This is a genomic window from Streptomyces cinereoruber (assembly GCF_009299385.1).
Classification (GTDB): domain Bacteria; phylum Actinomycetota; class Actinomycetes; order Streptomycetales; family Streptomycetaceae; genus Streptomyces; species Streptomyces bikiniensis.
The window spans coordinates 6,294,781-6,314,787 of sequence record NZ_CP023693.1 but is presented as its reverse complement, the minus strand read 5'-3'; the positions used below and the strand labels follow the sequence as shown (position 1 = coordinate 6,314,787).

At 74.7% G+C, this 20,007-nt stretch carries 21 protein-coding genes; 7 read left to right on the top strand and 14 right to left on the bottom strand.

The genetic code is table 11. The features are described from left to right. Positions 1–36: 36 nt before the first annotated feature. The 10 genes from CP977_RS28475 to CP977_RS28430 all read right to left on the bottom strand — a co-directional run bounded on the left by CP977_RS28475 (position 37) and on the right by CP977_RS28430 (position 9,842). Complete coding sequence (locus CP977_RS28475) at positions 37–1,074, bottom strand: substrate-binding domain-containing protein (RefSeq protein WP_152371034.1); 1,038 nt, start codon at positions 1,072–1,074, stop codon at positions 37–39. Positions 1,075–1,124: 50 nt separating this feature from the next. Then, positions 1,125–2,123, bottom strand: coding sequence for an ABC transporter permease (locus CP977_RS28470; RefSeq protein ID WP_062751361.1), 999 nt, complete (start codon positions 2,121–2,123; stop codon positions 1,125–1,127). Continuing rightward, positions 2,120–3,646: a sugar ABC transporter ATP-binding protein gene (locus CP977_RS28465; protein ID WP_062751363.1), complete on the bottom strand. Its 1,527-nt coding sequence runs from the start codon at positions 3,644–3,646 to the stop codon at positions 2,120–2,122. The genes CP977_RS28470 and CP977_RS28465 overlap by 4 nt, the downstream gene beginning before the upstream one ends. 316 nt (positions 3,647–3,962) lie before the next feature. After that, the gene (locus CP977_RS28460; protein ID WP_062751366.1) at positions 3,963–5,144 is read right to left on the bottom strand and encodes an ROK family transcriptional regulator; all 1,182 of its coding nucleotides are present in this window, start codon (positions 5,142–5,144) and stop codon (positions 3,963–3,965) included. Positions 5,145–5,324: 180 nt separating this feature from the next. After that, complete coding sequence (locus tag CP977_RS28455; RefSeq protein WP_062751368.1) at positions 5,325–5,978, bottom strand: class F sortase; 654 nt, start codon at positions 5,976–5,978, stop codon at positions 5,325–5,327. A gap of 122 nt (positions 5,979–6,100) precedes the next feature. Further along, positions 6,101–6,769 carry a hypothetical protein gene (locus CP977_RS28450; protein ID WP_152371033.1) on the bottom strand — a complete coding sequence of 223 codons (669 nt, stop codon included), beginning with the start codon at positions 6,767–6,769 and terminating at the stop codon, positions 6,101–6,103. A 201-nt stretch (positions 6,770–6,970) separates the two neighbouring features. Beyond that, positions 6,971–7,924 carry a beta-ketoacyl-ACP synthase III gene (locus CP977_RS28445; protein ID WP_062751372.1) on the bottom strand — a complete coding sequence of 318 codons (954 nt, stop codon included), beginning with the start codon at positions 7,922–7,924 and terminating at the stop codon, positions 6,971–6,973. A gap of 191 nt (positions 7,925–8,115) precedes the next feature. Further along, a complete protein-coding gene (locus CP977_RS28440; RefSeq protein WP_062751374.1) occupies positions 8,116–8,496 on the bottom strand; it encodes a hypothetical protein in 381 nt (126 codons plus the stop codon). Continuing rightward, a complete protein-coding gene (locus CP977_RS35260; RefSeq protein WP_260321779.1) occupies positions 8,493–8,627 on the bottom strand; it encodes a hypothetical protein in 135 nt (44 codons plus the stop codon). The genes CP977_RS28440 and CP977_RS35260 overlap by 4 nt, the downstream gene beginning before the upstream one ends. 57 nt (positions 8,628–8,684) lie before the next feature. Beyond that, a complete protein-coding gene (locus CP977_RS28430; protein ID WP_229991470.1) occupies positions 8,685–9,842 on the bottom strand; it encodes a bile acid:sodium symporter family protein in 1,158 nt (385 codons plus the stop codon). A gap of 147 nt (positions 9,843–9,989) precedes the next feature. On the opposite strand from CP977_RS28430, the gene CP977_RS28425 reads away from it, so the two are divergent. From CP977_RS28425 to CP977_RS28410, 4 genes are all read left to right on the top strand, one after another. After that, positions 9,990–10,856, top strand: coding sequence for a LysR substrate-binding domain-containing protein (locus CP977_RS28425; RefSeq protein WP_062751376.1), 867 nt, complete (start codon positions 9,990–9,992; stop codon positions 10,854–10,856). A 353-nt stretch (positions 10,857–11,209) separates the two neighbouring features. Then, positions 11,210–13,033 (top strand): AMP-dependent synthetase/ligase, encoded by a 1,824-nt coding sequence (locus CP977_RS28420; RefSeq protein ID WP_062751378.1) that lies wholly within the window; start codon positions 11,210–11,212, stop codon positions 13,031–13,033. Between the two features lie 174 nt (positions 13,034–13,207). Further along, entirely contained in the window at positions 13,208–14,002 is a 795-nt protein-coding gene (locus CP977_RS28415; RefSeq protein WP_152371663.1) for an aldo/keto reductase, read from the top strand. Positions 14,003–14,128: 126 nt separating this feature from the next. Beyond that, the gene (locus tag CP977_RS28410; protein WP_062751380.1) at positions 14,129–14,593 is read left to right on the top strand and encodes an RICIN domain-containing protein; all 465 of its coding nucleotides are present in this window, start codon (positions 14,129–14,131) and stop codon (positions 14,591–14,593) included. A gap of 63 nt (positions 14,594–14,656) precedes the next feature. On the opposite strand, the gene CP977_RS28405 is transcribed toward CP977_RS28410, so the two are convergent. Then, a complete protein-coding gene (locus CP977_RS28405; protein ID WP_152371032.1) occupies positions 14,657–15,589 on the bottom strand; it encodes an AraC family transcriptional regulator in 933 nt (310 codons plus the stop codon). A gap of 121 nt (positions 15,590–15,710) precedes the next feature. On the opposite strand from CP977_RS28405, the gene CP977_RS28400 reads away from it, so the two are divergent. Beyond that, positions 15,711–16,628 carry a Rossmann-fold NAD(P)-binding domain-containing protein gene (locus tag CP977_RS28400; protein WP_152371031.1) on the top strand — a complete coding sequence of 306 codons (918 nt, stop codon included), beginning with the start codon at positions 15,711–15,713 and terminating at the stop codon, positions 16,626–16,628. 17 nt (positions 16,629–16,645) lie between these two features. Here CP977_RS28400 and CP977_RS28395 read toward each other — a convergent pair whose 3' ends face one another. Beyond that, positions 16,646–17,392, bottom strand: coding sequence for a class I SAM-dependent methyltransferase (locus CP977_RS28395; RefSeq protein ID WP_208421197.1), 747 nt, complete (start codon positions 17,390–17,392; stop codon positions 16,646–16,648). Between the two features lie 38 nt (positions 17,393–17,430). Further along, a complete protein-coding gene (locus CP977_RS28390; protein ID WP_062751386.1) occupies positions 17,431–17,736 on the bottom strand; it encodes a 4a-hydroxytetrahydrobiopterin dehydratase in 306 nt (101 codons plus the stop codon). 94 nt (positions 17,737–17,830) lie between these two features. Between CP977_RS28390 and CP977_RS28385 the strand changes: the two genes are divergently transcribed. Beyond that, positions 17,831–18,652: a helix-turn-helix domain-containing protein gene (locus CP977_RS28385; RefSeq protein WP_062751388.1), complete on the top strand. Its 822-nt coding sequence runs from the start codon at positions 17,831–17,833 to the stop codon at positions 18,650–18,652. Between the two features lie 25 nt (positions 18,653–18,677). Here CP977_RS28385 and CP977_RS28380 read toward each other — a convergent pair whose 3' ends face one another. After that, the gene (locus CP977_RS28380; protein ID WP_062751391.1) at positions 18,678–19,100 is read right to left on the bottom strand and encodes a hypothetical protein; all 423 of its coding nucleotides are present in this window, start codon (positions 19,098–19,100) and stop codon (positions 18,678–18,680) included. Between the two features lie 276 nt (positions 19,101–19,376). On the opposite strand from CP977_RS28380, the gene CP977_RS28375 reads away from it, so the two are divergent. Beyond that, the gene (locus tag CP977_RS28375; RefSeq protein WP_152371030.1) at positions 19,377–19,970 is read left to right on the top strand and encodes a DinB family protein; all 594 of its coding nucleotides are present in this window, start codon (positions 19,377–19,379) and stop codon (positions 19,968–19,970) included. Positions 19,971–20,007: the final 37 nt, after the last annotated feature.

Below are 20,007 nucleotides of genomic sequence, written 5' to 3'. Positions count from 1 at the left end.
GTGGTGTGCGCTGCGGGTGCTCCGGTGCCGGCGGGGTCAGTGGAAGCCGGTGGGCAGGTACTCGTCGACGTTCTCCTTGGTGACGACGGCCGAGTAGAGGGTGATCGAGGCGGGGATCTCCAGTTCGGACATGCCGCCGATCCCCTTCTTCTGGCCGAGGGCGCGGGCGAGGTCGATCGCGGAGGCGGCCATGGTCGGCGGGTAGAGGACGGTGGCCTTGAGGACGCCGTCGTCGGCCTTGATGGCGTCCATGGCGGACTTGGCCCCGGCGCCGCCGACCATGAGGAAGTCCTTGCGGCCGGCCTGGGCGATGGCGCGGAGCGCGCCCACTCCCTGGTCGTCGTCGTGGTTCCAGAGGGCGTCGAACTTCGGCTGGGCCTGGAGCAGTTGGGCCATCTTGGCCTGACCCGACTCGACGGTGAAGTCGGCGGCCTGGCGGGCGACCTTGCGGATGTTGGGATAGTTCTTGAGGGCGTCGTCGAAGCCCTGGGTGCGCTGCTTGGTGAGTTCGAGGCCGTCCATGCCGGCGAGTTCGACGACGGTGGCGTCCGGCTTGTCCTTGAGCCGCTCGCCGATGAAGCGGCCGGCGTTGAGGCCCATGCCGTAGTTGTCGCCGCCGATCCAGCAGCGGTAGGCCTGCGGGGAGGCGAAGATCCGGTCGAGGTTGACGACGGGGATGCCGGCCCGCATGGCCTGGAGGCCGACCTGGGTGAGGGCCTTGCCGTCGGCGGGGAGGACGACGAGGACGTCGACCTTCTTGTTGACGAGGGTCTGGACCTGGCCGATCTGGGCGGCGGTGTCGTTGGAGCCCTCGGTGATCTCCAGGGTGACGTCGGAGTACGTCGCGGCGCGCCGCTTGGCGTTCTCGTTGATGGCGTTGAGCCAGCCGTGGTCGGCCTGCGGGCCGGCGAAGCCGATGGTGACGGGGGTGCCGGGTTTGCCGTCGGCGGCGGGGGCGGCGCTCCCGGCGGGGGTCTGCCCCTTGGGTTCGTTGCTGGTGCAGGCGGTGAGCAGGACGCCGGCGGAGACGGCGGCGCCGCCGAGGAGGAGGTGTCTGCGGCTGGTCGCGGGCATGGCGGTGGGTCCCTTCGGGTGCGGTTGTCCGGGGGGTGGTGCGGGGGTGCTCAGTGGGGGTCGCGGGCGGTGCGGTGCTGGACCAGGACGGCGGCGACGATGATCGCGCCCTTGGCGATCTGCTGGACGTCGCTCTGGAGGTTGTTGAGGGCGAAGAGGTTGGTGATCGTGGTGAAGACGAGGACGCCGAGGACGGAGCCTGCGACGGTGCCCCGGCCGCCGCTGAGGAGGGTGCCGCCGATGATGGCGGCGGCGATGGCGTCGAGCTCGTACAGGTTGCCGTTGGTGTTCTGGCCGGAGCCGGAGAGCACGATCAGGAGGAAGGCGGCGATGCCGCAGCACAGGCCGGAGAGCAGGTAGAGCAGCAGGCGCTGGCGGCGCACGTCGATGCCGGCGAGCCGGGCGGCCTCGGGGTTGCCGCCGACGGCGACGGTGCGGCGGCCGAAGGTGGTGCGGTTGAGCAGCAGCCAGCCGGCGGCGGTGACGGCCGCGAAGACGAGGACGAGCGGCGGGATCCCGAGGAGGTAGGAGTCGGGCAGACCCAGGTCGAGGACGGACGGGACGGTGACGATCTGGGTCCTGCCCTCGGTGATCTGGAGGGCGAGGCCGCGGGCGGAGGCGAGCATCGCGAGGGTGGCGATGAAGGGGACCATCCCGCCGTACGCGACGAGGAGGCCGTTCACCAGGCCGCAGCCGAGGCCGACGACGACCGCCGTGAAGAGGATGCCGGCGAAGCCGAACTCCTGGGTGGCGAGGGTGGTGGCCCAGACGGAGGCGAGGGCGACGACCGCGCCGACGGAGAGGTCGATGCCGCCGCCGGTGATGACGAAGGTCATGCCGACGGTGACGACGCCGATGACGGAGGCCTGGGTCAGGACGAGTTGCAGGTTGGAGGCGGCCAGGAACTCGGCGGGCCGGGTGAGGCCGCCGACGAGGACCAGGGCGGCGAGCACGCCGAGCAGGGACAGGTTGCGGACGTCGGGCCGGAGGCCGAGCGCCGGCCGGCGCCCTTCCCGGGGCGGCGTGTCGGCGGGGGTGGTGAGCGTCATGCCGCCGGGCTCCCTTCCATCACGAGGTCGAGTACGCGGTGTTCGTCGAGGTCGCGGGCGGGCGCCTCGTGGACGACCCGGCCCTCGCGCAGGACCAGGACGCGGTCGGCGAGGCCGAGGACCTCGGGCACCTCGCTGGAGACCAGGAGGACGGCCAGGCCCTCGTCGGCGAGGCGCCGGACGACGGCGTAGAGCTCGGCGCGGGCGCCGACGTCGACGCCCCGGGTGGGTTCGTCGAGGAGGAGGACGCGGCAGCCGCGGAGCAGCCAGCGGGCGAGGACGGCCTTCTGCTGGTTGCCGCCTGAGAGGGTGCGGACGGGGGCCTCGGGGTGGTCGGGGCGGAGGGAGAGCCCCCGGGTGGCGGTCCGGGCGGCGGCGCGTTCGGCGGCGCGGTCGATCCAGCCGGCGCGGGAGAAGCGGCCGAGGGAGGAGACGGAGACGTTGCGGGTGACGGATTCGAGGAGGAGCAGGCCCTGGGCCTTGCGCTCCTCGGGGGCGAGGCCGAGTCCGGCGCGGACGGCGGCCGGGACGCTGCCGGGGCGCAGGGGGCGCCCGTCGACGAGGACCCGGCCGGCGGTGGGCCGCCGCGCGCCGTAGACGGTCTCCAGGATCTCGGAGCGGCCGGAGCCGACGAGTCCGGCGAGGCCGACGATCTCGCCGGGACGCAGGGCGAGGTCGAACGCCTCGAACTCGCCCTGCCGGGCCAGGCCTTGGACGGTGAGGACGGGCTCGGGGGCAGGCGCCTCATCGGGGCCGGGGCGGTCCGGGAAGGCGTACGGGACGTCCCGGCCGGTCATCAGGGCGACGACCTCGCGGGTCGGGGTGGTCGCGGCGGGCAGTCCGCGGGCGACGGCCCGGCCGTCCTTGAGGACGGTGACGCGGTCGCCGATCCGGCGGATCTCCTCCAGGCGGTGGGAGATGTAGAGGACGGCGACGCCGTCGGCGGTGAGGTCGGCGACGATCCGGAAGAGGTTGTCGACCTCGTCGGGGTCGAGGGCGGCGGAGGGCTCGTCCATGACGATGAGGCGGACGTCGTGGGAGAGCGCGCGGGCCATGGAGACGATCTGCCGCTGGGCGGCGGAGAGTCCGCCGACGCGCCGGGCGGGGTCGATCTCGGGGTGACCGAGGCGTTTCAGGAGGGCGGCGGTGGCGGTCCGCGCGGCCCGGGCGCGGACGAACCCGGCGGTGGCGGGCTCGTGTCCGAGGTAGGCGTTCTCCGCGACGGAGAGTCCTTCGACCAGGTCGAGCTCCTGGTGGAGGGTGGCGATGCCGAGGCGGACGGCGGCGCTCGGGGAGCGGAGCCGTACGGGCTCGCCGTTCCAGACGACGCGGCCGCCGTCGGGCTGGTGGGCGCCGGCGAGGACCTTGATCAGGGTGGACTTCCCGGCGCCGTTCTGGCCGAGGAGGCAGTGGACCTCGCCGGGCGCGACCTCCAGGTCGACGCCGTCGAGGGCGCGGACGCCGGGGAACGACTTGGTGATGCCGGACATGGTGAGCAGGGGCGGGCGGGGGTCTGGGGCCATGGCGGAGTTCCCCTCGGCGGATGCGGGTGGGCGCGGGGCGTACGGGTGGGGGGTGGGCGCACTGGTGAGGCTGGCGTACGGGTGGGTGCGGCCCGGTGGGCGGAACGGCCGGGCGCGGAGCGCGTGGTGCGGGGGTGGGGGCGTGCGGGAGGCGGGGCGGGTCGGATCGAGGCGTACGGACGTACGGGTGGGGCGGACGGGCCGGGCAAGGCCGGTCCGGTACGGGCGGCCGGGTGCGGGCGGCCGGGTGCGGGCGGCGCCCTCTGGTGCGGCGGTGCGGGCGGTGCGGCGATTCGGGCGGTGCGGGGCCCGGGTGTTACGCCGGGGAGAAGAGGTGGTCGCTGATGAGGCGGGTCGCGCCGGTCACGCCGGCGGTCTGGCCGAGTTCGCCGAGGACGATGGGGAGGTTGCCGGTGGCCAGGGGCAGGGACTGCCGGTAGACCTGGGTGCGGACACTGGCGAGGAGGTTGTGGCCGAGGCCGGTGACACCGCCCCCGATCACCACCAGACCGGGGTTGAAGAAGCTGACGAGTCCGGCGATGACCTGCCCGACCCGCCGGCCGCCCTCGCGGATGAGGGCGAGCGAGGTGGCGTCGCCCGCGGCGGCGGCCGCCGCGACGTCGACGGCGGTGAGGTGTCCGGCCGCCGCGAGCCGGGCGGCCAGCTCCTCGGACCGGCCGTCGCGCGCCGCGTCCTCGGCGTCGCGGGCGAGGGCGGCGCCGCCGAAGTGGGCTTCCAGGCAGCCGTGGTTGCCGCAGGCGCAGGGGCGGCCGTCCGGCTCGACCTGGATGTGCCCGATGTCGCCGGCGCTGCCCGTCGCGCCCCGGTGGACCCGGCCGCCGACGACGATGCCGCAGCCGATGCCCGTGCCGATCTTGACGCAGAGGAAGTCGTCGACGGAGCGGGCGACTCCGGCGTGCCGCTCCCCCATGGCCATGAGGTTCACGTCGTTGTCGACCATGACGGGGCAGCCGAGTTCCTGACTGAGCGCCTCCCGTACGGGGAAGCCGTCCCAGCCGGGCATGATCGGCGGCGCGACGGGGACGCCCTCGGGGAAGCGGACGGGTCCGGGGACGCCGATTCCGGCGCCGTCGAAACCCTCCGCGAGGCCCGTGGAGCGGAGCTTCGCCGCCATCGACAGGGCCTGTTCGAAGACGGCGACGGGCCCCTCGCGGACGTCCATGGGGTGGTTGAGGTGTCCCAGGACCTCCAGTTCGGCGTTGGTGACGGCGACGTCGATCGAGGTGGCGCCGATGTCGACGCCGAGGAAGCGGAGTCCGGGCGCGAGGCGGACGTTGTGGGAGCGGCGGCCGCCCCGGGAGGCGGCGAGGCCGTCGGCGACGACGAGCCCGGTCTCCAGGAGCCGGTCGACCTCGACGGCGAGCCTGGAGCGCGAGAGGTCGATCCGGTCGCCCAACTGCGCGCGGGAGCTGGGGCCTTCGTCGCGCAGCAGCCGGAGGAGGCGTGCCTGGTGCCGGTTGGCGGGTCGTGCCGTCATGCGTCTCACGCGCCCCTCCCTCTCCCCCGTGCCGTTCCGCACGCGGTGTCGCCGGGTTCTCCGTCGGCTTTCGGGGGAACGTAGCAGCGGCCCCACGGGTTGGGAAGAAGTCGTGCGCGAATCCGTCCGACTTTTTCCCGGGACAGGACAAAGAGGGGACGTACACGGGGAGGAGCGGGGTCAGCGGACCTCGGTGAGGCGGGCCGAGACCACCACGTTGCCCTCGTAGCCGCCCTCCTCCGTGTACGGGCCGCCGCAGGTGATCAGGCGCAGTTCGGGACGGCCGGAGTCGGCGTAGACCCGCCGGGCGGGGAAGCCCTCCTTGGGGACGACCTCGACCCCGTACACGGTGAAGACGGCGGTCCGCCCGTCGCGGCGCGCGACCTCGACGCGGCTGCCCCGGTCCACGGCGCCGAGGCCGTAGAAGACGGCCGGGCCGGCCGGGGTGTCGACGTGGCCGACGACGACGGCGGTGCCGCGCTCGCCGGGGGTGACCGCGCCGGTGAACCAGCCCGCGAACCGGTCGTCCTCCGGCGGCGGGGCCTCGATCCAGCCGTCGGCGTCGAGTCCGACCGGCGTGACGGGCGCGTCGATGCGGACGGCCGGGACGCGGACCCGGGTCGGGAGCGAGGCGGGCAGCGGGTCGGGTACGGAGGCGGGGGCGAGGAAGGCGGCGTCGGCGCGGGCGGCGGGGGCCGCCGCGGCGAGGGGCTGCGGCGGTCCAGCCGCCCGCAGCTCCTCCGTACCGCCGCGCACGAGGTGCACCCCCATGAGGAGGGCGACGGCGACGGCGCCCCAGGCGCCGTGCCGGCCCGTGCTGTCCGCTCGCCCCACGTCCGTTCTCCTCCACGGCCGCCGGGTGCCCGCGCGGTCTCGTGCTCGTATGGCGCCCCTCCGTCCCGGACCTCGTCACACCGGGACGGAGGGGCCGTTTCGGGTTCCCTCGGGCCCGGCCGTCAGAAGCGGCCGTCGGCGGTGCGGCGGCGGGTCAGGACGACGGCGGAGCCGAGCGCGCCGACGATGAGCAGGACGCCCGTCACCACCTCGGCCGTGCCGAGCCCGTCGGACTCCGCGCCGGAGGCGGCGGTCCCGTAGCCGGCCTTCACGCCCTTCTGGGCGCCGGTGTCGTGCCCTCCGATGCCTCCGGTGCCGGTGCCTCCGGCGTCGGTGGGGTCGGCGGGTTCGACGGGAACGGCGGGATCAGCCGGTTCGACAGGGGCGGCAGGGGCAGCGGGGTCGGCGGGGTCGGTGACGCCGTCGCCGTGTTCCCGGGCGCCGTCTCCCGCGACGGTCAGGCTGGTGGTGCCGCGTTCGCCCGCGCAGTCGAAGGTGATCTCGTACCGGGCGCCGGGCTTGGCGTCGGAGTCCACGGTCGCGGTGCCCGGACGGCCCTCTTCGAGGGTCACGGTGTCGAACACGCCGGAGGCCGCCGTCACGGACGGCGCCTCGCAGCCCTCGGACGTGAGGGTGACGGTGTCGCCGGGGACGACCGTCTCCGGGGTGGCGGAGAAGCCGAACGACGTGACGGTGCCCTCGTCCTCGGTCGCGAGGGCCGCCGGGCCCGCCGTCGTCACGGCGGCGGCGCCGAGCAGGGCGGCGGAGACGACGACGCGTATCGCACGCATGGCGTTCCTCCGATCGCGCGAGGGCCCGGACGGGGAGCGGTTCCGCCGCCGGAAGGGACGACCCTCACCGCGTTCGAAGCTAGGCCCGTCCCCGGCGCGCCGCCACCGGGCTCCGCCGAACGGGGCACGGGCCCCGGGGAGCCTCCGGACCGGCCTCCGCCGCCGTGCGCCGGGGCCGCGCGCCCCGACCGGGGGATCCCCCTACGGGACCCGGATCACCTGACCGGCGTACGAGAGGTTGCCGCCGAAGCCGAAGAGCAGGACCGGGGCGCCGGAGGGCAGCTCGCCGCGCTCGACCAGCTTGGCCAGGGCCAGCGGGATCGAGGCGGCGGAGGTGTTGCCGGAGTCGACGACGTCGCGGGCCACGACGGCGTTGACGGCGCCGATCTTCGCGGCGAGCGGCTCGATGATGCGCAGGTTGGCCTGGTGGAGGACGACGCCCGCGAGCTCCTCGGGGGCGACGCCGGAGCGCTCGCAGGCCTTGCGGGCGAGGGCGGGGAGCTGCTGGGTCGCCCAGCGGTAGACGCTCTGGCCCTCCTGGGCGAAGCGGGGCGGGGTGCCCTCGATGCGGACGGCGTGGCCCATCCCGGGGACCGAGCCCCACAGGACGGGGCCGATGCCCCCGGCGCCCTCGGCCCCTTCCTCGACGGCCTCGACGATGGCGGCGCCCGCGCCGTCGCCGACGAGGACGCAGGTGGTGCGGTCCGTCCAGTCGGTCACGTCGGTCATCTTGTCGGCGCCGATCACCAGGACGCGGCGGGCCCCGCCGGCCCGGACGGCGTGGTCGGCGGTGGCCAGGGCGTGGGTGAAGCCGGCGCAGACCACGTTGAGGTCGAGGGTGGCGGGCGAGGTCATGCCGAGGCGGGCGGCGACGCGGGCTGCCGTGTTCGGCGAGCGGTCGATCGCGGTGGAGGTGGCGACGAGGACCATGTCGACGTCGTCGGGGGCGAGGCCGGCGGCGGCCAGGGCCTTGCCGGCGGCATGCGCGGCGAGCTCGTCCACGGGCTCGTCGGGGCCCGCCACGTGCCGGGTGCGGATGCCGACCCGGCTGGTGATCCACGCGTCGTCGGTGTCGACGAGTCCGGCGAGGTCGTGGTTGGTCAGCACCTTGGCGGGCTGGTAGTGCCCGAGCGCGGCAATGCGAGTGCCCGTCATGCTCAGGGTCCCCCTAGGTGGTTCGTTCGTCCGGCAGGACCACCCAGTCTTGCCAGCGACTGATGGGTAACCAGTGACGTAAACCACCAACATTCACCCGTACCGCTTGGCCGACCGTGACAAGGGCCGGTGGGGGGCACGGGCTCCGCCCGGGTCCGTGCCCCGCGGGTTCCGTACGGGCCGCGCGCGGTTCAGTTCTTCGGCGGGTCGACCAGCTGGAGGGCCAGGGTCGCCGGGGGCGGGGCGATGCCGGGGCCGCCGGCCTCGGTCCAGGCGAGGATGTCGTCGAGGCAGTCGTCGTCCAGGGTGAACCCGACCCACGCGGCCCGTCCGCCGCGCCGCCGGCCCTCGGTGGAGGGCTGCACCACGACGATGTTGGCCTGGGCGCAGGGCCCGAGGCAGTCGCTGGTACGGACGATCAGCCGGCCGCCGGAGGCCGCGGCGGCCGCGCGGAGCCGGGCGAGCTGGGCGTCGTGGTCGGTGCCGGGGTTCTTGCGGGCGTCGCCGCAGCAGCAGCCCCGGCAGACGACGAGGGAGCAGGGCCGGGCCCCGTACCGTATCGGCGGGGTCACTCCGGGCCGCCCGGGGTGATCGCGGAGAGGGGGGCGACCGTGCCGGGGCGGGGGGCGGGGGGCAGCGCGACGGTGCGTTCCGTCAGGTCGACGGGGACGGGTGCGGTGCGGCCGGGATCGAGTGCGGGCATGGAAGCACCGTAGCGGCCCCGATGATCATCGGGGGTGGGGCGGGGGTGTGATCCGGCCTACGGGACCCGCTCCGTGGGGCGGGGGTGCGCGCGGGGCTCCGGGACGGGCGGCTCGTTGTCGTGGGCGGGGGCCTCCGGGCCGGCCGGCCCTCCGCCGTGCGCGCGGGGTTCCGAGGCGGTCGGCTCGCCCTCGTGGGCGGGAGCCCCCGGGGCGGTCGGGCCGTCCGTCTCCCCCTCGTGGGCGCGGCGTTTCGCGATGACCGCGCAGACCATCAGCTGCATCTGGTGGAAGAGCATCAGCGGGAGGACGGCGAGGGAGGCCTGGGCGCCGAAGAGGACGCTGGCCATCGGGAGGCCGGCCGCCAGGCTCTTCTTCGAGCCGGCGAACTGGATCGCGATCCGGTCGGCCCGGTCGAAGCCGAGGCGCCCGGCCCCGTACCAGGTCGCCGTCAGCATCACCGCGAGCAGGACGGCCTCGACGGCCAGCAGCAGGCCGAGCCGGGCGGGGGTCACCAGGTGCCAGATGCCGGCGACCATGCCCTGGCTGAAGGCGGTGTAGACGACGAGCAGGATCGACCCCCGGTCCACCCGGCCGAGGACCTTCTTGTGGCGGACCAGGAAGCCGCCGACCCAGCGGCGCAGGAACTGGCCCGCGAGGAACGGCACGAGGAGCTGGAGGACGATCCGCAGGATCCCGTCGGCGGAGAGGCCGCCCGCGCCGCCCCCGAGGAGCAGCGCCGCGAGCAGCGGGGTCAGGACGATGCCGGCGAGCGAGGAGAACGAGCCGGCGCAGATCGCGGCGGGCACGTTGCCGCGGGCGATCGAGGTGAAGGCGATGGAGGACTGGATGGTGGAGGGCACCAGGCAGAGGAAGAGGAGCCCGGCGTAGAGCTGGGGCGTGAGCACGGCGGGGACGAGGCCGCGCGCGGCGAGGCCGAGGAGCGGAAAGAGCAGGAAGGTGGAGCCGAGGACGGTGAGGTGGAGCCGCCAGTGCCGCAGGCCGTCGAGCGCCTCGCGGGTGGAGAGCCGGGCCCCGTAGAGGAAGAAGAGGAGGGCCACGGCCCCGGTCGACGCCCCTTCCACGACGGTCGCGGCGGTCCCGGAGGCGGGCAGGAGCGCGGCGAGGACGACCGTGCCGAGCAGCGCCAGGACGTACCCGTCGACCGGGAGCCGGGAGAGGAGACGGAGGGCGCGGCCGGTGGTGCGGGAGGTCATGGGCTCCACTGCTGTCTGTCGTACTGCGGCGGGCGGGGTACGGATACGCGGACGGGTACGGGTGCGTCCATCCTGCTCCACGGCCCGGTGATCGGGAATCCCGTACAGCGCTCTGACTGTCATCACGGATCGCGATAGCCTCGGCCCGTGTACGAGCCGACCCAGCTGCGCACCTTCCTCGCCGTGGCCCAGACGCTGAGCTTCACGCGGGCCGCGGAGCGGCTCGGGGTGCGCCAGTCGACCGTCAGCCAGCACGTGCGGCGCCTGGAGGAGGCGACCGGGCGGCCGCTCTTCAGCCGGGACACGCACCGCGTGGAGCTGACCGAGGACGGCGAGGCGATGCTCGGCTTCGCGCGGACGATCCTCCAGGCGCACGAGCGGGCGGCGGCGTTCTTCGGGGGGACGCGGCTGCGCGGGCGGCTGCGGTTCGGGGCGTCGGAGGACTTCGTGACGACCCGGCTGCCGGAGATCCTGGAGTCCTTCCGGCGCGAGCACCCCGAGGTCGACCTGGAGCTGACGGTCGGGCTCTCGGGGACGCTCCAGGCCCGGCTCGCGGCCGGCCGGCTCGATCTGATCCTGGCCAAGCGGCGGGGCACGGAGGGCGGGGGCCGGCTCGTCTGGGAGGACTCGCTGATCTGGATCGGGTCGCCGGGGCTGCGGCTGGAACCGGACAGGCCGGTGCCGCTCATCCTGTACCCGCCGCCGGGGATCACCCGGGCGCGGGCCCTGGAGGCGTTGGAGGCGCAGGGCCGGGCGTGGCGGATCGCCTGTACGAGCTCCAGCCTGAGCGCGAACGTGGCGGCGGCCCGCGCGGGGCTCGGGGTGATGGCGCACACCCGGGGCCTGGTGCCGCCGGGGCTCGTGCCCGTGCCGGCCCGGGCGGGGCTGCCGGACCTGGGCGAGGTGGGCTTCGTGCTGCGGCGGGGGCGCCGGGGCGGGGAGGCGCAGGAGGCGGCCGACGCGCTCGCGGAGGCGATCCTGGCGGGCGGCGACCGGCTGCACCGCCCTCGCTGACGGAGCGGCCCCCGGCTCCCGACGCCCCGGCTGACGGAGCGGCCCCCGGCTCCGGTGCCCCGGCTGACGGAGCCGCCGGTTCCGTGCGGGCGGGCCCGCGTGCGGGGTCCGCCGTGAGCGGCCCGTACAGATTCCGTGGAGATTCGCGCCCGGCGGACGTACCGCTCGGTACGCAATCCCCCCGCCGCGCCCCCGACTTGACTCCCCCACCCATTCTGACCTGTGCGAACGGTGAATGTCCCGGCTTGGTGAAGGTCCTCCCACCGGGTAGTCGGGTGGGGTACCGTCACCCGCGCCGTACGGAGAGCGACCAACGGGCTTTTCCAGCCATCGAGCCGTCGAGGAGCAGGTCAGTGCGCGAGTTCACCGTGCCGCCCGTCGAGGCGGCGCCTCAGGTCGGCGGTCTGGCGGACGCCGTGTTCGCGCACGCCCTGGCCGATCCCGGCCGGATCGCCTTCGGCCGCAAGGGCCCGGACGGGGAGTGGCGGGACGTGACGGCCGCCCGGTTCCGGGACGAGGTCCTGGGCCTCGCGAAGGGGCTGGTCGCGGAGGGGGTGCGGTTCGGCGACCGGGTCGCGATCATGGCCCGCACCCGGTACGAGTGGACGCTCTTCGACTTCGCCCTGTGGACGCTGGGCGCGCAGCCCGTGCCGATCTATCCGACCTCCTCCGCCGACCAGGTCCTCTGGATGCTGCACGACGCCGAGGTGACGGCGTGCGTGGTGGAGCACGAGGACCACGCCATGACGATCGGCTCGGTGATCGACCGGCTGCCCCTGCTGCGGCGCCTGTGGCAGCTGGACGCGGGCGCGGTGGAGGAGGTGACGGCGGCGGGGGCCGGCATCGACGAGGAGGTCGTGCACCGGCACCGGCGGGCGGTGACCCCCGAGACGGTGGCGACGGTCATCTACACGTCGGGGACGACCGGCCGCCCCAAGGGCTGTGTGATCACCCACTCGCACCTGATGTTCGAGACGGACATGGTGACGGGCCGCTGGGAGTCGGTGTTCCGCTCCCGGACCGGGGAGCAGGTCTCGACGCTGCTGTTCCTGCCGCTGGCGCACGTCTTCGGGCGGATGGTGGAGGTGGCGGCGGTCCGGGGCGGGGTGAAGCTGGGGCACCAGCCCGTGATGGCGGCGGCCGAGCTGCTCCCCGACCTGGCGGCCTTCCGGCCGAGCTTCGTCCTGGCGGTGCCGTACGTCTTCGAGAAGGTCTTCCACGCGGCCCGGCGGCGGGCGGAGGCCGAGGGGAAGGCGGGCCCCTTCGACAAGGCCGTGGAGGTGGCGGTGGCGTACGCCGAGGCGCTGGAGCAGAAGGCGTTCGGGCGCGGGCCGGGGCCGTCGGCGGCGCTGCGGGTGCAGCACCAGTTCTTCGAGAAGACGGTGTACGGGAAGGTGCGCGGGGCCCTGGGCGGGCGGGTCCGGCACGCGATGTCGGGCGGTTCGGCGATGGACCGCAGGCTGGGCCTCTTCTTCGCGGGGGCGGGGGTCACGGTCTTCGAGGGGTACGGGCTCACCGAGACCTCGGCGGCCGCCACGGGGAACCCTCCGGAGCGGATCAAGTACGGCACGGTCGGGCAGCCGGTGCCGGGCACGACGGTGCACATCGCGGAGGACGGGGAGGTGTGGCTGCACGGCGGCCAGGTCTTCTCCGGCTACCTCAACGACCCCGAGTCGACCGCGGCCGTCCTCAACGACGGCTGGCTGGCCACCGGGGACATCGGCAGCCTCGACGAGGACGGCTACCTGACGATCACCGGGCGGAAGAAGGAGATCCTGGTGACGTCGGGCGGCAAGAGCGTCTCCCCCGGGGCCCTGGAGGAGCGGGTGCGGGCGCATCCGCTGATCGCCCAGTGCATCGTCGTCGGCAACGACCGCCCGTACGTCGCCGCCCTGGTGACGCTCGACCAGGAGGCGGTGGAGCACTGGCTCGCGATCCAGGGGCGGCCGCCGCTCGCCCCGGCCGAGCTGGTGCGGGACCCGGCCCTGGAGACGGAGATCCGGCGGGGCGTGGTCGCGGCGAACACCCTGGTCTCGCAGGCCGAGTCGATCCGCACCTTCCGGATCCTGGCGCACCCCTTCAGCGAGGAGCACGGGCTGCTCACCCCGTCCCTGAAGCTGAAGCGGAGGGCGATCGAGCGGGCGTACGCGACGGAGGTCGCGGCGCTGTACGGCTGAGGCGGGGCCGGCGGGGCGCAGGGCCGGAGAACCGGAACGCCCGTCGTGGAATGCGGGACGGCCCGTGATCGTTGACGCTGGGAGTACCCCCGTACGACCACACGACGTAAGGATTCGCCTCACGTGAGCACGGACAGCAAGGTTCCCCAGGTCACCCTGAACAACGGCGTGCCGATGCCGCAGCTGGGCTTCGGCGTCTGGCAGGTGCCGGACGACGAGGCGGAGAAGGCCGTGGCGACCGCCCTGGAGGCCGGCTACCGCTCGATCGACACCGCCGCGATCTACGAGAACGAGCGGGGCACGGGGCGTGCCGTCGCCGCGTCCGGGATCGCCCGCGAGGACCTGTTCGTCACCACCAAGCTGTGGAACAGCGAGCAGGGCTACGACAAGACGCTGCGCGCCTTCGACGCCTCCCTCGACAAGCTGGGCCTCGATTACGCCGACCTGTACCTGATCCACTGGCCGGTCCCGGCGAAGGACGCGTACGTCGACACGTACCGGGCGTTCGAGAAGATCCTCGCGGACGGGCGCGCGAAGGCGATCGGCGTCTCGAACTTCCTCCCGGAGCACCTGGAGCGGCTGATCGGCGAGACGTCGGTCGTGCCCGCCGTCAACCAGATCGAGCTGCACCCGCAGCTTCCCCAGCAGGCCTCGCGCGAGGCGCACGCCCGGTACGGCATCGCGACCGAGGCGTGGTCGCCGCTCGGCCAGGGCAAGGGGCTCCTGGAGGTCCCGGCGATCGTCGCGATCGCGCAGAAGCACGGCCGGACCCCGGCCCAGGTGGTGCTGCGCTGGCACCTCCAGCTGGGGAACGTGGTGATCCCGAAGTCGGTCACCCCCTCCCGGATCGCCGAGAACATCGACGTCTTCGGCTTCGAGCTGGACGACGAGGACCTGGCGGGGATCGCCGCCCTCGACGAGGGCCGGCGCCTCGGCCCGGACCCGGCGGAGTTCAGCGTCGGGGCCTGACCCCGCTCGGGGCGCCGACGGGCGCCGGAGCCGTTCCGACGGCTCCGGCGCCCGTTGTCGTACCCCGGGCGTAGGGTCGGTGACGGCCGGTGGGGCCAGTCGGGTGGAGCGTGAGGAGTCGGTACGGTGAGCGGTGCGCCGGGGCCCGTGGAGAAGGGCGTCTACCGGGTGCGGAACGTGGCCAGCGGGCTGGTCCTGGAGGTGTACGAGGGGTCCTCGCGCGCCGGGGCGAAGGTGCAGCAGGGCGCCGAGAGCGGAACTCCCGGGCAGCACTGGCACATCGCGCCCGTGCCGAACGGCGGCGGGCTCTACCACCTGGTCAACGCGGCCAGCGGCAAACGGCTCGACGTCGCGAACGCGTCCACGGAGAACGGCGCGCGCATCCAGCAGTGGCGGGCGAACAACTTCGGCGCGCAGGAGTGGATCATCGAGCAGGACCTCCAGTCACCGGGCACCGTGGCCCTGGTGAGCTTCGTCAGCGGGCTGTTCCTGGAGGTCGCGGACGGCTCGGAGGAGGACGGCGGGGACGTGCGGCAGTGGGAGGACACCGACTCCCCGTTCCAGTGGTGGCGGTTGGAGCCGGTGTCCTGAGCCGCGCGGTCCCGGGGTGTACGGCCCCGGTGCGGGCCGTGGGCCGGGCCGGCGCCCGGCGCTTCACGCCCCGGCGCGGTGCTCCTGCGGGCTGAGGCCCCGTACCCGCTTGAAGGCGGCGCTCAGGGCGAACGCGCCGCTGTAGCCGACCTGTCGGGCGACGGACTCGACGGTGGCGTCCGTCCCGCGCAGCAGATCGGCGGCGAGCGCGAGCCGCCAGCCGGTGAGGTAAGCCATCGGGGGCTCCCCGACGAGGGCGGTGAACCGGCGGGCGAGCGCGGCCCGCGACACGCCCGTCTTCGCGGCGAGCAAGGCGACGGTCCAGGGATGGGCGGGGTCGTTCTGGAGCAGCCGGAGCGCCCGGCCGACCACCGGGTCGCCCATCGCCCGGTACCAGGCGGGGGCTTCGGCGCCGGGGCGGGAGAACCAGGCGCGGACGGCGGAGATGAGCAGCAGGTCGAGGACCCGGTCGAGGACGGCGCTCTGGCCCGGCTCGTCGCGGGAGACCTCCTCTTCGAGGAAGGGCATGAGGGGGCAGTGCCACGTGTCGGCGGGCAGGTGGAGGAGGCCGGGCAGGGCGTCGAGGAGCCGGCGGCCGACCTCGCCGTCCATCCGGTAGGTGCCGACGAGCACGGTGGCGGTGCCGTCGGGGGCGTTCCCCCAGGTGCGGACGCCGAGCCGCATGCTCTGGTCGAGCGGTTCCCCGTCGAGGCTGGTGCACTCGCCCCCGGGCCCGGCCAGGGCGCGGGGCGGGGTGCCGGGGGCGTCGGCGACGGTGTACGGCTCGGGCCCCCGGACGACGGCGATGTCCCCGGGCTTCAGCAGGACGGGCGCGCCGGTCCCGGGGACGACCCAGGCCTCGCCGCCGGTGACGCACATCAGGCAGAGCGGGGCGCCGTCCTCGACGCGCACGGACCACGGCGGCTCCATGATCATGCGGAGCAGGAAGGCGCCCTTGGCGCGGGGCCCGTCGAGGAGTCCGGCGAGTGCGTCCATGGTCCGCAAGCCTAGGGCGAGTTCAGCGGGTCGGGCCCCGCGCGGACGCGTGAGACGCACGCGTAGGGACGTGAGACTGCGCGGCATGGGCCCGGGGGCCGCCGGGCGGGAGCCTTGGGGCATGACGACGCAGACGGAGAACACGCAGAACACGCAGGCACAGAGCAGGCAGAGCACGCGGGCGGGGAACGCACCGGCAGGGAACACGCGGACGGTTCTGGTGACGAGCGCGTCCGGCAAGACCGGGCGGCGCGTGGCCGAGCGGCTCGCGGCGCGCGGGGTGACGGTCCGCGCCGGGTCCCGTACCGGCACGACCCGCTTCGACTGGGAGGACCGGGCGACCTGGGGCCCGGCACTGCGGGGCGCGGACGCCGCGTACGTGGCCTACTACCCGGACCTGGCCGCTCCCGGCGCGGTCGGGGCGATGGAGGCGTTCGGCCGGCTGGCCGCGGAGAACGGGGTGCGGCGGATCACGCTGCTCTCGGGGCGCGGGGAGCCCATGGCCCTGGCGGCGGAGGAGGCCCTCCGGAAGGCGGCCGCCGGGTCCGGGGAGGGCCCGGGTGCCGAACTCACCCTCGTACGGGCCTCGTTCTTCGCGCAGAACTTCTCCGAGGGGCTGCTCGCGGAAGGGGTCGCGGAGGGCGCGGTCGTCTTCCCGGCCGGGGACACGGCCGAGCCGTTCATCGACGTGGACGACCTGGCGGACGTCGTCGTGGAGGCCCTGACGGCGGACGGTCACGCGGGCCTGGTGCACGAGGTGACGGGTCCGCGCCCGCTGGGCTTCGCGGAGGTGGCGGCGGAGATCGCCCGCGCCTCGGGCCGCCCGGTGGTCTACGAGCCGGTGTCGGAGGCCGCGTACGCGGAACTCCTCACCGGCTTCGGGCTCCCGGCCGACGAGGCGGCCTGGCTCGCGGCCCTGTTCGCGACGCTCCTCGACGGCCACAACTCCTCGGTCACGGACGGGGTGAAGCGGGTCCTGGGCCGTGAACCGCGCTCCTTCGCCGCGTTCGCGTCGGGGACGTGGGGCGGGGAGGCCTGAGGAGAGGGGGGCGGGCGTCAGCCCCGGCCGGCGAAGGAGGCCAGTCGGTAGCGGGGGTCGGGGCGGCGCCGGTCCTGGTCCGGCAGGGCGGCCAGGGCGGCGGCGAGCGTGTCGGCGGTGGCCGGGTCGCCGTGGAACCGGGAGGCGAAGTGGCCCGCGCGCAGCTTCCGTACGGTGTCGCGCGGGGTGCGGCCCTGGCCGTGCCCGGTGAAGCGGGTGTCGGCGGCGGGAACGAGGCCGTGGGCGGCGGCGTACCGGGTGATCAGGTCGGAACGGTCGGAGGCCGCCCCGGCCCGGCGGTGGGGGCGCAGGATCGCGTCGATGTCGCTGCCGACGTCGTGGGCGGCGTCCTTGTCGACGGTGGCGATCAGGACCCCGCCGGGCCGCAGGACGCGGGCGGCCTCCGCGACGACGTCCGCCGCGAAGGGGACGAGGTGGAGCAGCCAGACGGCGCAGACCGCGTCGAGGGAGGCGTCGGGCAGCGGAAGGCGCCGGGCGTCGGCGCGCACGACCCGTCCCGGCACCCGCCCGGCGGCGACCCGCAGCATCGCGTGCGCGGCGTCGGCCCCGTACACGCGCAGGCCGGGGCGGACGAGCCGTTCGGTGACGAGGCCGGTGCCGCAGGCCAGATCGAGCAGGGTGCGGGCGCCGGACGGCACGAGCCGCAGGACGGCCTCGGCCGCCGCCCCGGCCCGGGGCACACCGCCCCGGGTCCGGTCGTAGTGCGCTGCCTCGGCCTCGTAGTCGAGCACGGTCTCCGCCATGGCGGCGATCCTACGGATCCCGCCGGACCGGCGGAGGGTCAGCGGGCGCCGTGGCCGGGGGCGATCCGCTCGACGCGCTCGGCGAGTTCGAAGTCCTTCTCCGTGAGGGCGCCGCCCGCGGAGTGGGTGTGCACGGAGAGGGCGACGGAGTCGTAGCCGAGGGTCAGGTCGGAGTGGTGGTTCAGCTCCTGCTGGATCCGCGCCACGTGGACGACGAGGGCGGTCGCCGCGAAGTGGTCGCCGAGCCGGTAGGCGCGGGTGAGGCGGTCGTTCTCGACGGACCAGCCGGGGAGTTCCCTCAGTCGGTCCTCGATCTCCTTCTGGGACAGCGGTTCCGTGGGCACGGCGGTGCTCCCTCCGGTGGGGTGGCGGGCGGTGCGGGTGCGCGGGGTTCCCGGGAAAGGTACCCGGGCTCCCCCTCTGGGATACCGTCTGGCCATGACGACTGTCGTGAGCGACACGGGAGTGGGGCCGCTGCTGCGCGGATGGCGGGAGCGGCGCCGGTTGAGCCAGTTGGAGCTGGCGCTGCGCGCGGGCTCCTCGGCGCGGCACGTCTCGTTCGTGGAGACGGGCCGCTCCCGGCCGAGCGAGGAGATGGTCCTGCGGCTCGCCGAGCACCTGGAGGTGCCGGTGCGGGAGCGCAACGCGCTTCTGCTCGCGGCCGGTTACGCCCCCAGGTACGCGGAGACGCCGCTCGACGCCCCGCGCCTGGAGGCGCTCCGGGAGGGCGTCGAGCGGCTGCTGCGGGGGTACGAGCCGTACCCGGCGCTCGTGGTGGACGGCTCGTACACGGTGGTGGCGGCCAACCGGGGCATCGGGCTGCTGCTCGACGGCCTGCCCGAGCACCTGCTGACCCCGCCGCTGAACACGATGCGGATCGCCCTGCACCCGGAGGGCCTGGCGCCCCGCATCCGGAACCTGCGGGAGTGGCGGGGCCATCTGCTGGCCCAGATGGAGCGTCAGATCGCCCTGGCACGCTCCGAGTCGCTGCGGGAGCTGTACGAGGAGGTGGCGGCGTACCCGCTGCCCGCCGGCGCGGAGGGCGAACCGGAGGAGGCGGAGCCGTATCCGTACTTCGCGCTGCCGCTGCGGATCGAGCACGACGGGCGGGTGCTGTCGTTCGTGTCGTCGATCTCGACGTTCAACACCCCGCTGGACGTGACGGTCGCCGAGCTGGCCATCGAGACGCTGATCCCGGCCGACCCGGAGACGGCCGCGTACCTGCGGTCGCTCGCGGAGGAGGCTCCTCCCAGGGCCTGACCGGCCATGATCCGCCGGTCAGGCCCTAGCGGCTGACGGACCGCAGGGCGGTCCACTGGAGCGCGGCGAACCCGGCGACGGTGGCCGCCTGGAGCGGTGTCCACACCAGTCCGGCGGTGGTCGGCTCCAGCCAGGCGACCAGGGCGACGACGCTCAGGGCGGCCCACAGGAGGTTGACGTCGACGACGAGCTTCACGCCGGCCGCCGGGGGCTGCGGACGGCTCGCCAGCCAGCCGACCCCGGCCGCGTACGCGCTCAGGAGCAGGCCGAGTTCGAACAGCAGGGCCGCGTCGATCCCCAGGAGTTCGCCGAGGGGGCGGGAGGCGGCGGCGTAGGCGACGCCGTTGGCCCCGGTGACGACGGCGTCGAGGGCGAGGAAGCGGCGCAGCGCCGTGTGGGGGCGGGTGGCGCGGGCGGGACCGGCGGGCAGGACCTGGGACTGGGACATGGCGGATCACCTTCCGGGGCGTTCGTACCGGACGTTCATACCGGGCGTTCGTGCTGGTCGTGGGCCCGGAGCCCGGACGGAGTGCGCCGCCCGGGTCCCGGTACGGACGAGCATGCAGGGCGGCGGGCGGGGGGTCGATGACGTGGGAGGTAATGCGACCCCCCTCGTTCGGCGGACATCGGGGCACGTCCCCGACCGGCTCACGGCTCCGCCGGTCGTTGCGGAGCGCCTACGGGATCTTGAGGCCACGAGCAGCCCGTGGCAGGCTCGTACCGCATGATCGATGACTTCGCGAAGGACAACCTGCACGGGAGACTGCGGCGGGATCGTGCGGCGCTGCTCTGGAAGCTCGACGGCCTGTCCGAATACGACGCGCGCCGGCCTCTGACGGCGACCGGGACCAACCTCCTCGGCCTGGTCAAACACGTGGCCGGCGTCGAGGCCAGGTACTTCGGCGAGGTCTTCGACCGTCCTTCCCCGGAACCGCTGCCCCGGTGGCAGGACCACGACGGCAGCGATCTGTGGGCGGCCGAGGGCGAGACGCGCGATCAGATCGTCGGGTTCTACCGGCGCACGTGGGAGCACTCGGACGCGACGATCGACGCGCTTCCCCTCGACGCCCCCGGCCACGTGCCGTGGTGGCCGGAGCCCCATTCCGACACGAACCTGTTCGCCGTCATGGTCCACGTTCTCGGCGAGACCAACCGGCATGCCGGGCACGCCGACATCCTGCGCGAAAACGTCGACGGCCGAACCGGGATGCGGCCCGGACACGAGACGCAGATCGACGAGGAAGCCCGTGCGGCCCGCTTCGCGAAGATCGAGCGGGCCGCCAGGGCGGCCGGTGCGGCCGTCCCGGCGAGTTCCTGACGCTGCGGCCGGGGCGTTCGGCGGTGGGGGCGGACGC

Bases quoted from the DNA above. Each gene is read 5' to 3' on its own strand.
- CP977_RS28415 (WP_152371663.1), top strand. From the start codon at position 13,208: ATGCCGCAGCTGGGCTTCGGCGTCTGGCAGGTGCCGGACGACGAGGCG.
- CP977_RS28375 (WP_152371030.1), top strand. From the start codon at position 19,377: ATGATCGATGACTTCGCGAAGGACAACCTGCACGGGAGACTGCGGCGG.
- CP977_RS28400 (WP_152371031.1), top strand. From the start codon at position 15,711: ATGACGACGCAGACGGAGAACACGCAGAACACGCAGGCACAGAGCAGG.
- CP977_RS28450 (WP_152371033.1), bottom strand. From the start codon at position 6,769: ATGCGTGCGATACGCGTCGTCGTCTCCGCCGCCCTGCTCGGCGCCGCC.
- CP977_RS35260 (WP_260321779.1), bottom strand. From the start codon at position 8,627: ATGCCCGCACTCGATCCCGGCCGCACCGCACCCGTCCCCGTCGACCTG.
- CP977_RS28430 (WP_229991470.1), bottom strand. From the start codon at position 9,842: ATGACCTCCCGCACCACCGGCCGCGCCCTCCGTCTCCTCTCCCGGCTC.
- CP977_RS28385 (WP_062751388.1), top strand. From the start codon at position 17,831: ATGACGACTGTCGTGAGCGACACGGGAGTGGGGCCGCTGCTGCGCGGA.
- CP977_RS28475 (WP_152371034.1), bottom strand. From the start codon at position 1,074: ATGCCCGCGACCAGCCGCAGACACCTCCTCCTCGGCGGCGCCGCCGTC.
- CP977_RS28465 (WP_062751363.1), bottom strand. From the start codon at position 3,646: ATGGCCCCAGACCCCCGCCCGCCCCTGCTCACCATGTCCGGCATCACC.
- CP977_RS28445 (WP_062751372.1), bottom strand. From the start codon at position 7,924: ATGACGGGCACTCGCATTGCCGCGCTCGGGCACTACCAGCCCGCCAAG.
- CP977_RS28395 (WP_208421197.1), bottom strand. From the start codon at position 17,392: ATGGCGGAGACCGTGCTCGACTACGAGGCCGAGGCAGCGCACTACGAC.
- CP977_RS28470 (WP_062751361.1), bottom strand. From the start codon at position 2,123: ATGACGCTCACCACCCCCGCCGACACGCCGCCCCGGGAAGGGCGCCGG.
- CP977_RS28405 (WP_152371032.1), bottom strand. From the start codon at position 15,589: ATGGACGCACTCGCCGGACTCCTCGACGGGCCCCGCGCCAAGGGCGCC.
- CP977_RS28380 (WP_062751391.1), bottom strand. From the start codon at position 19,100: ATGTCCCAGTCCCAGGTCCTGCCCGCCGGTCCCGCCCGCGCCACCCGC.
- CP977_RS28460 (WP_062751366.1), bottom strand. From the start codon at position 5,144: ATGACGGCACGACCCGCCAACCGGCACCAGGCACGCCTCCTCCGGCTG.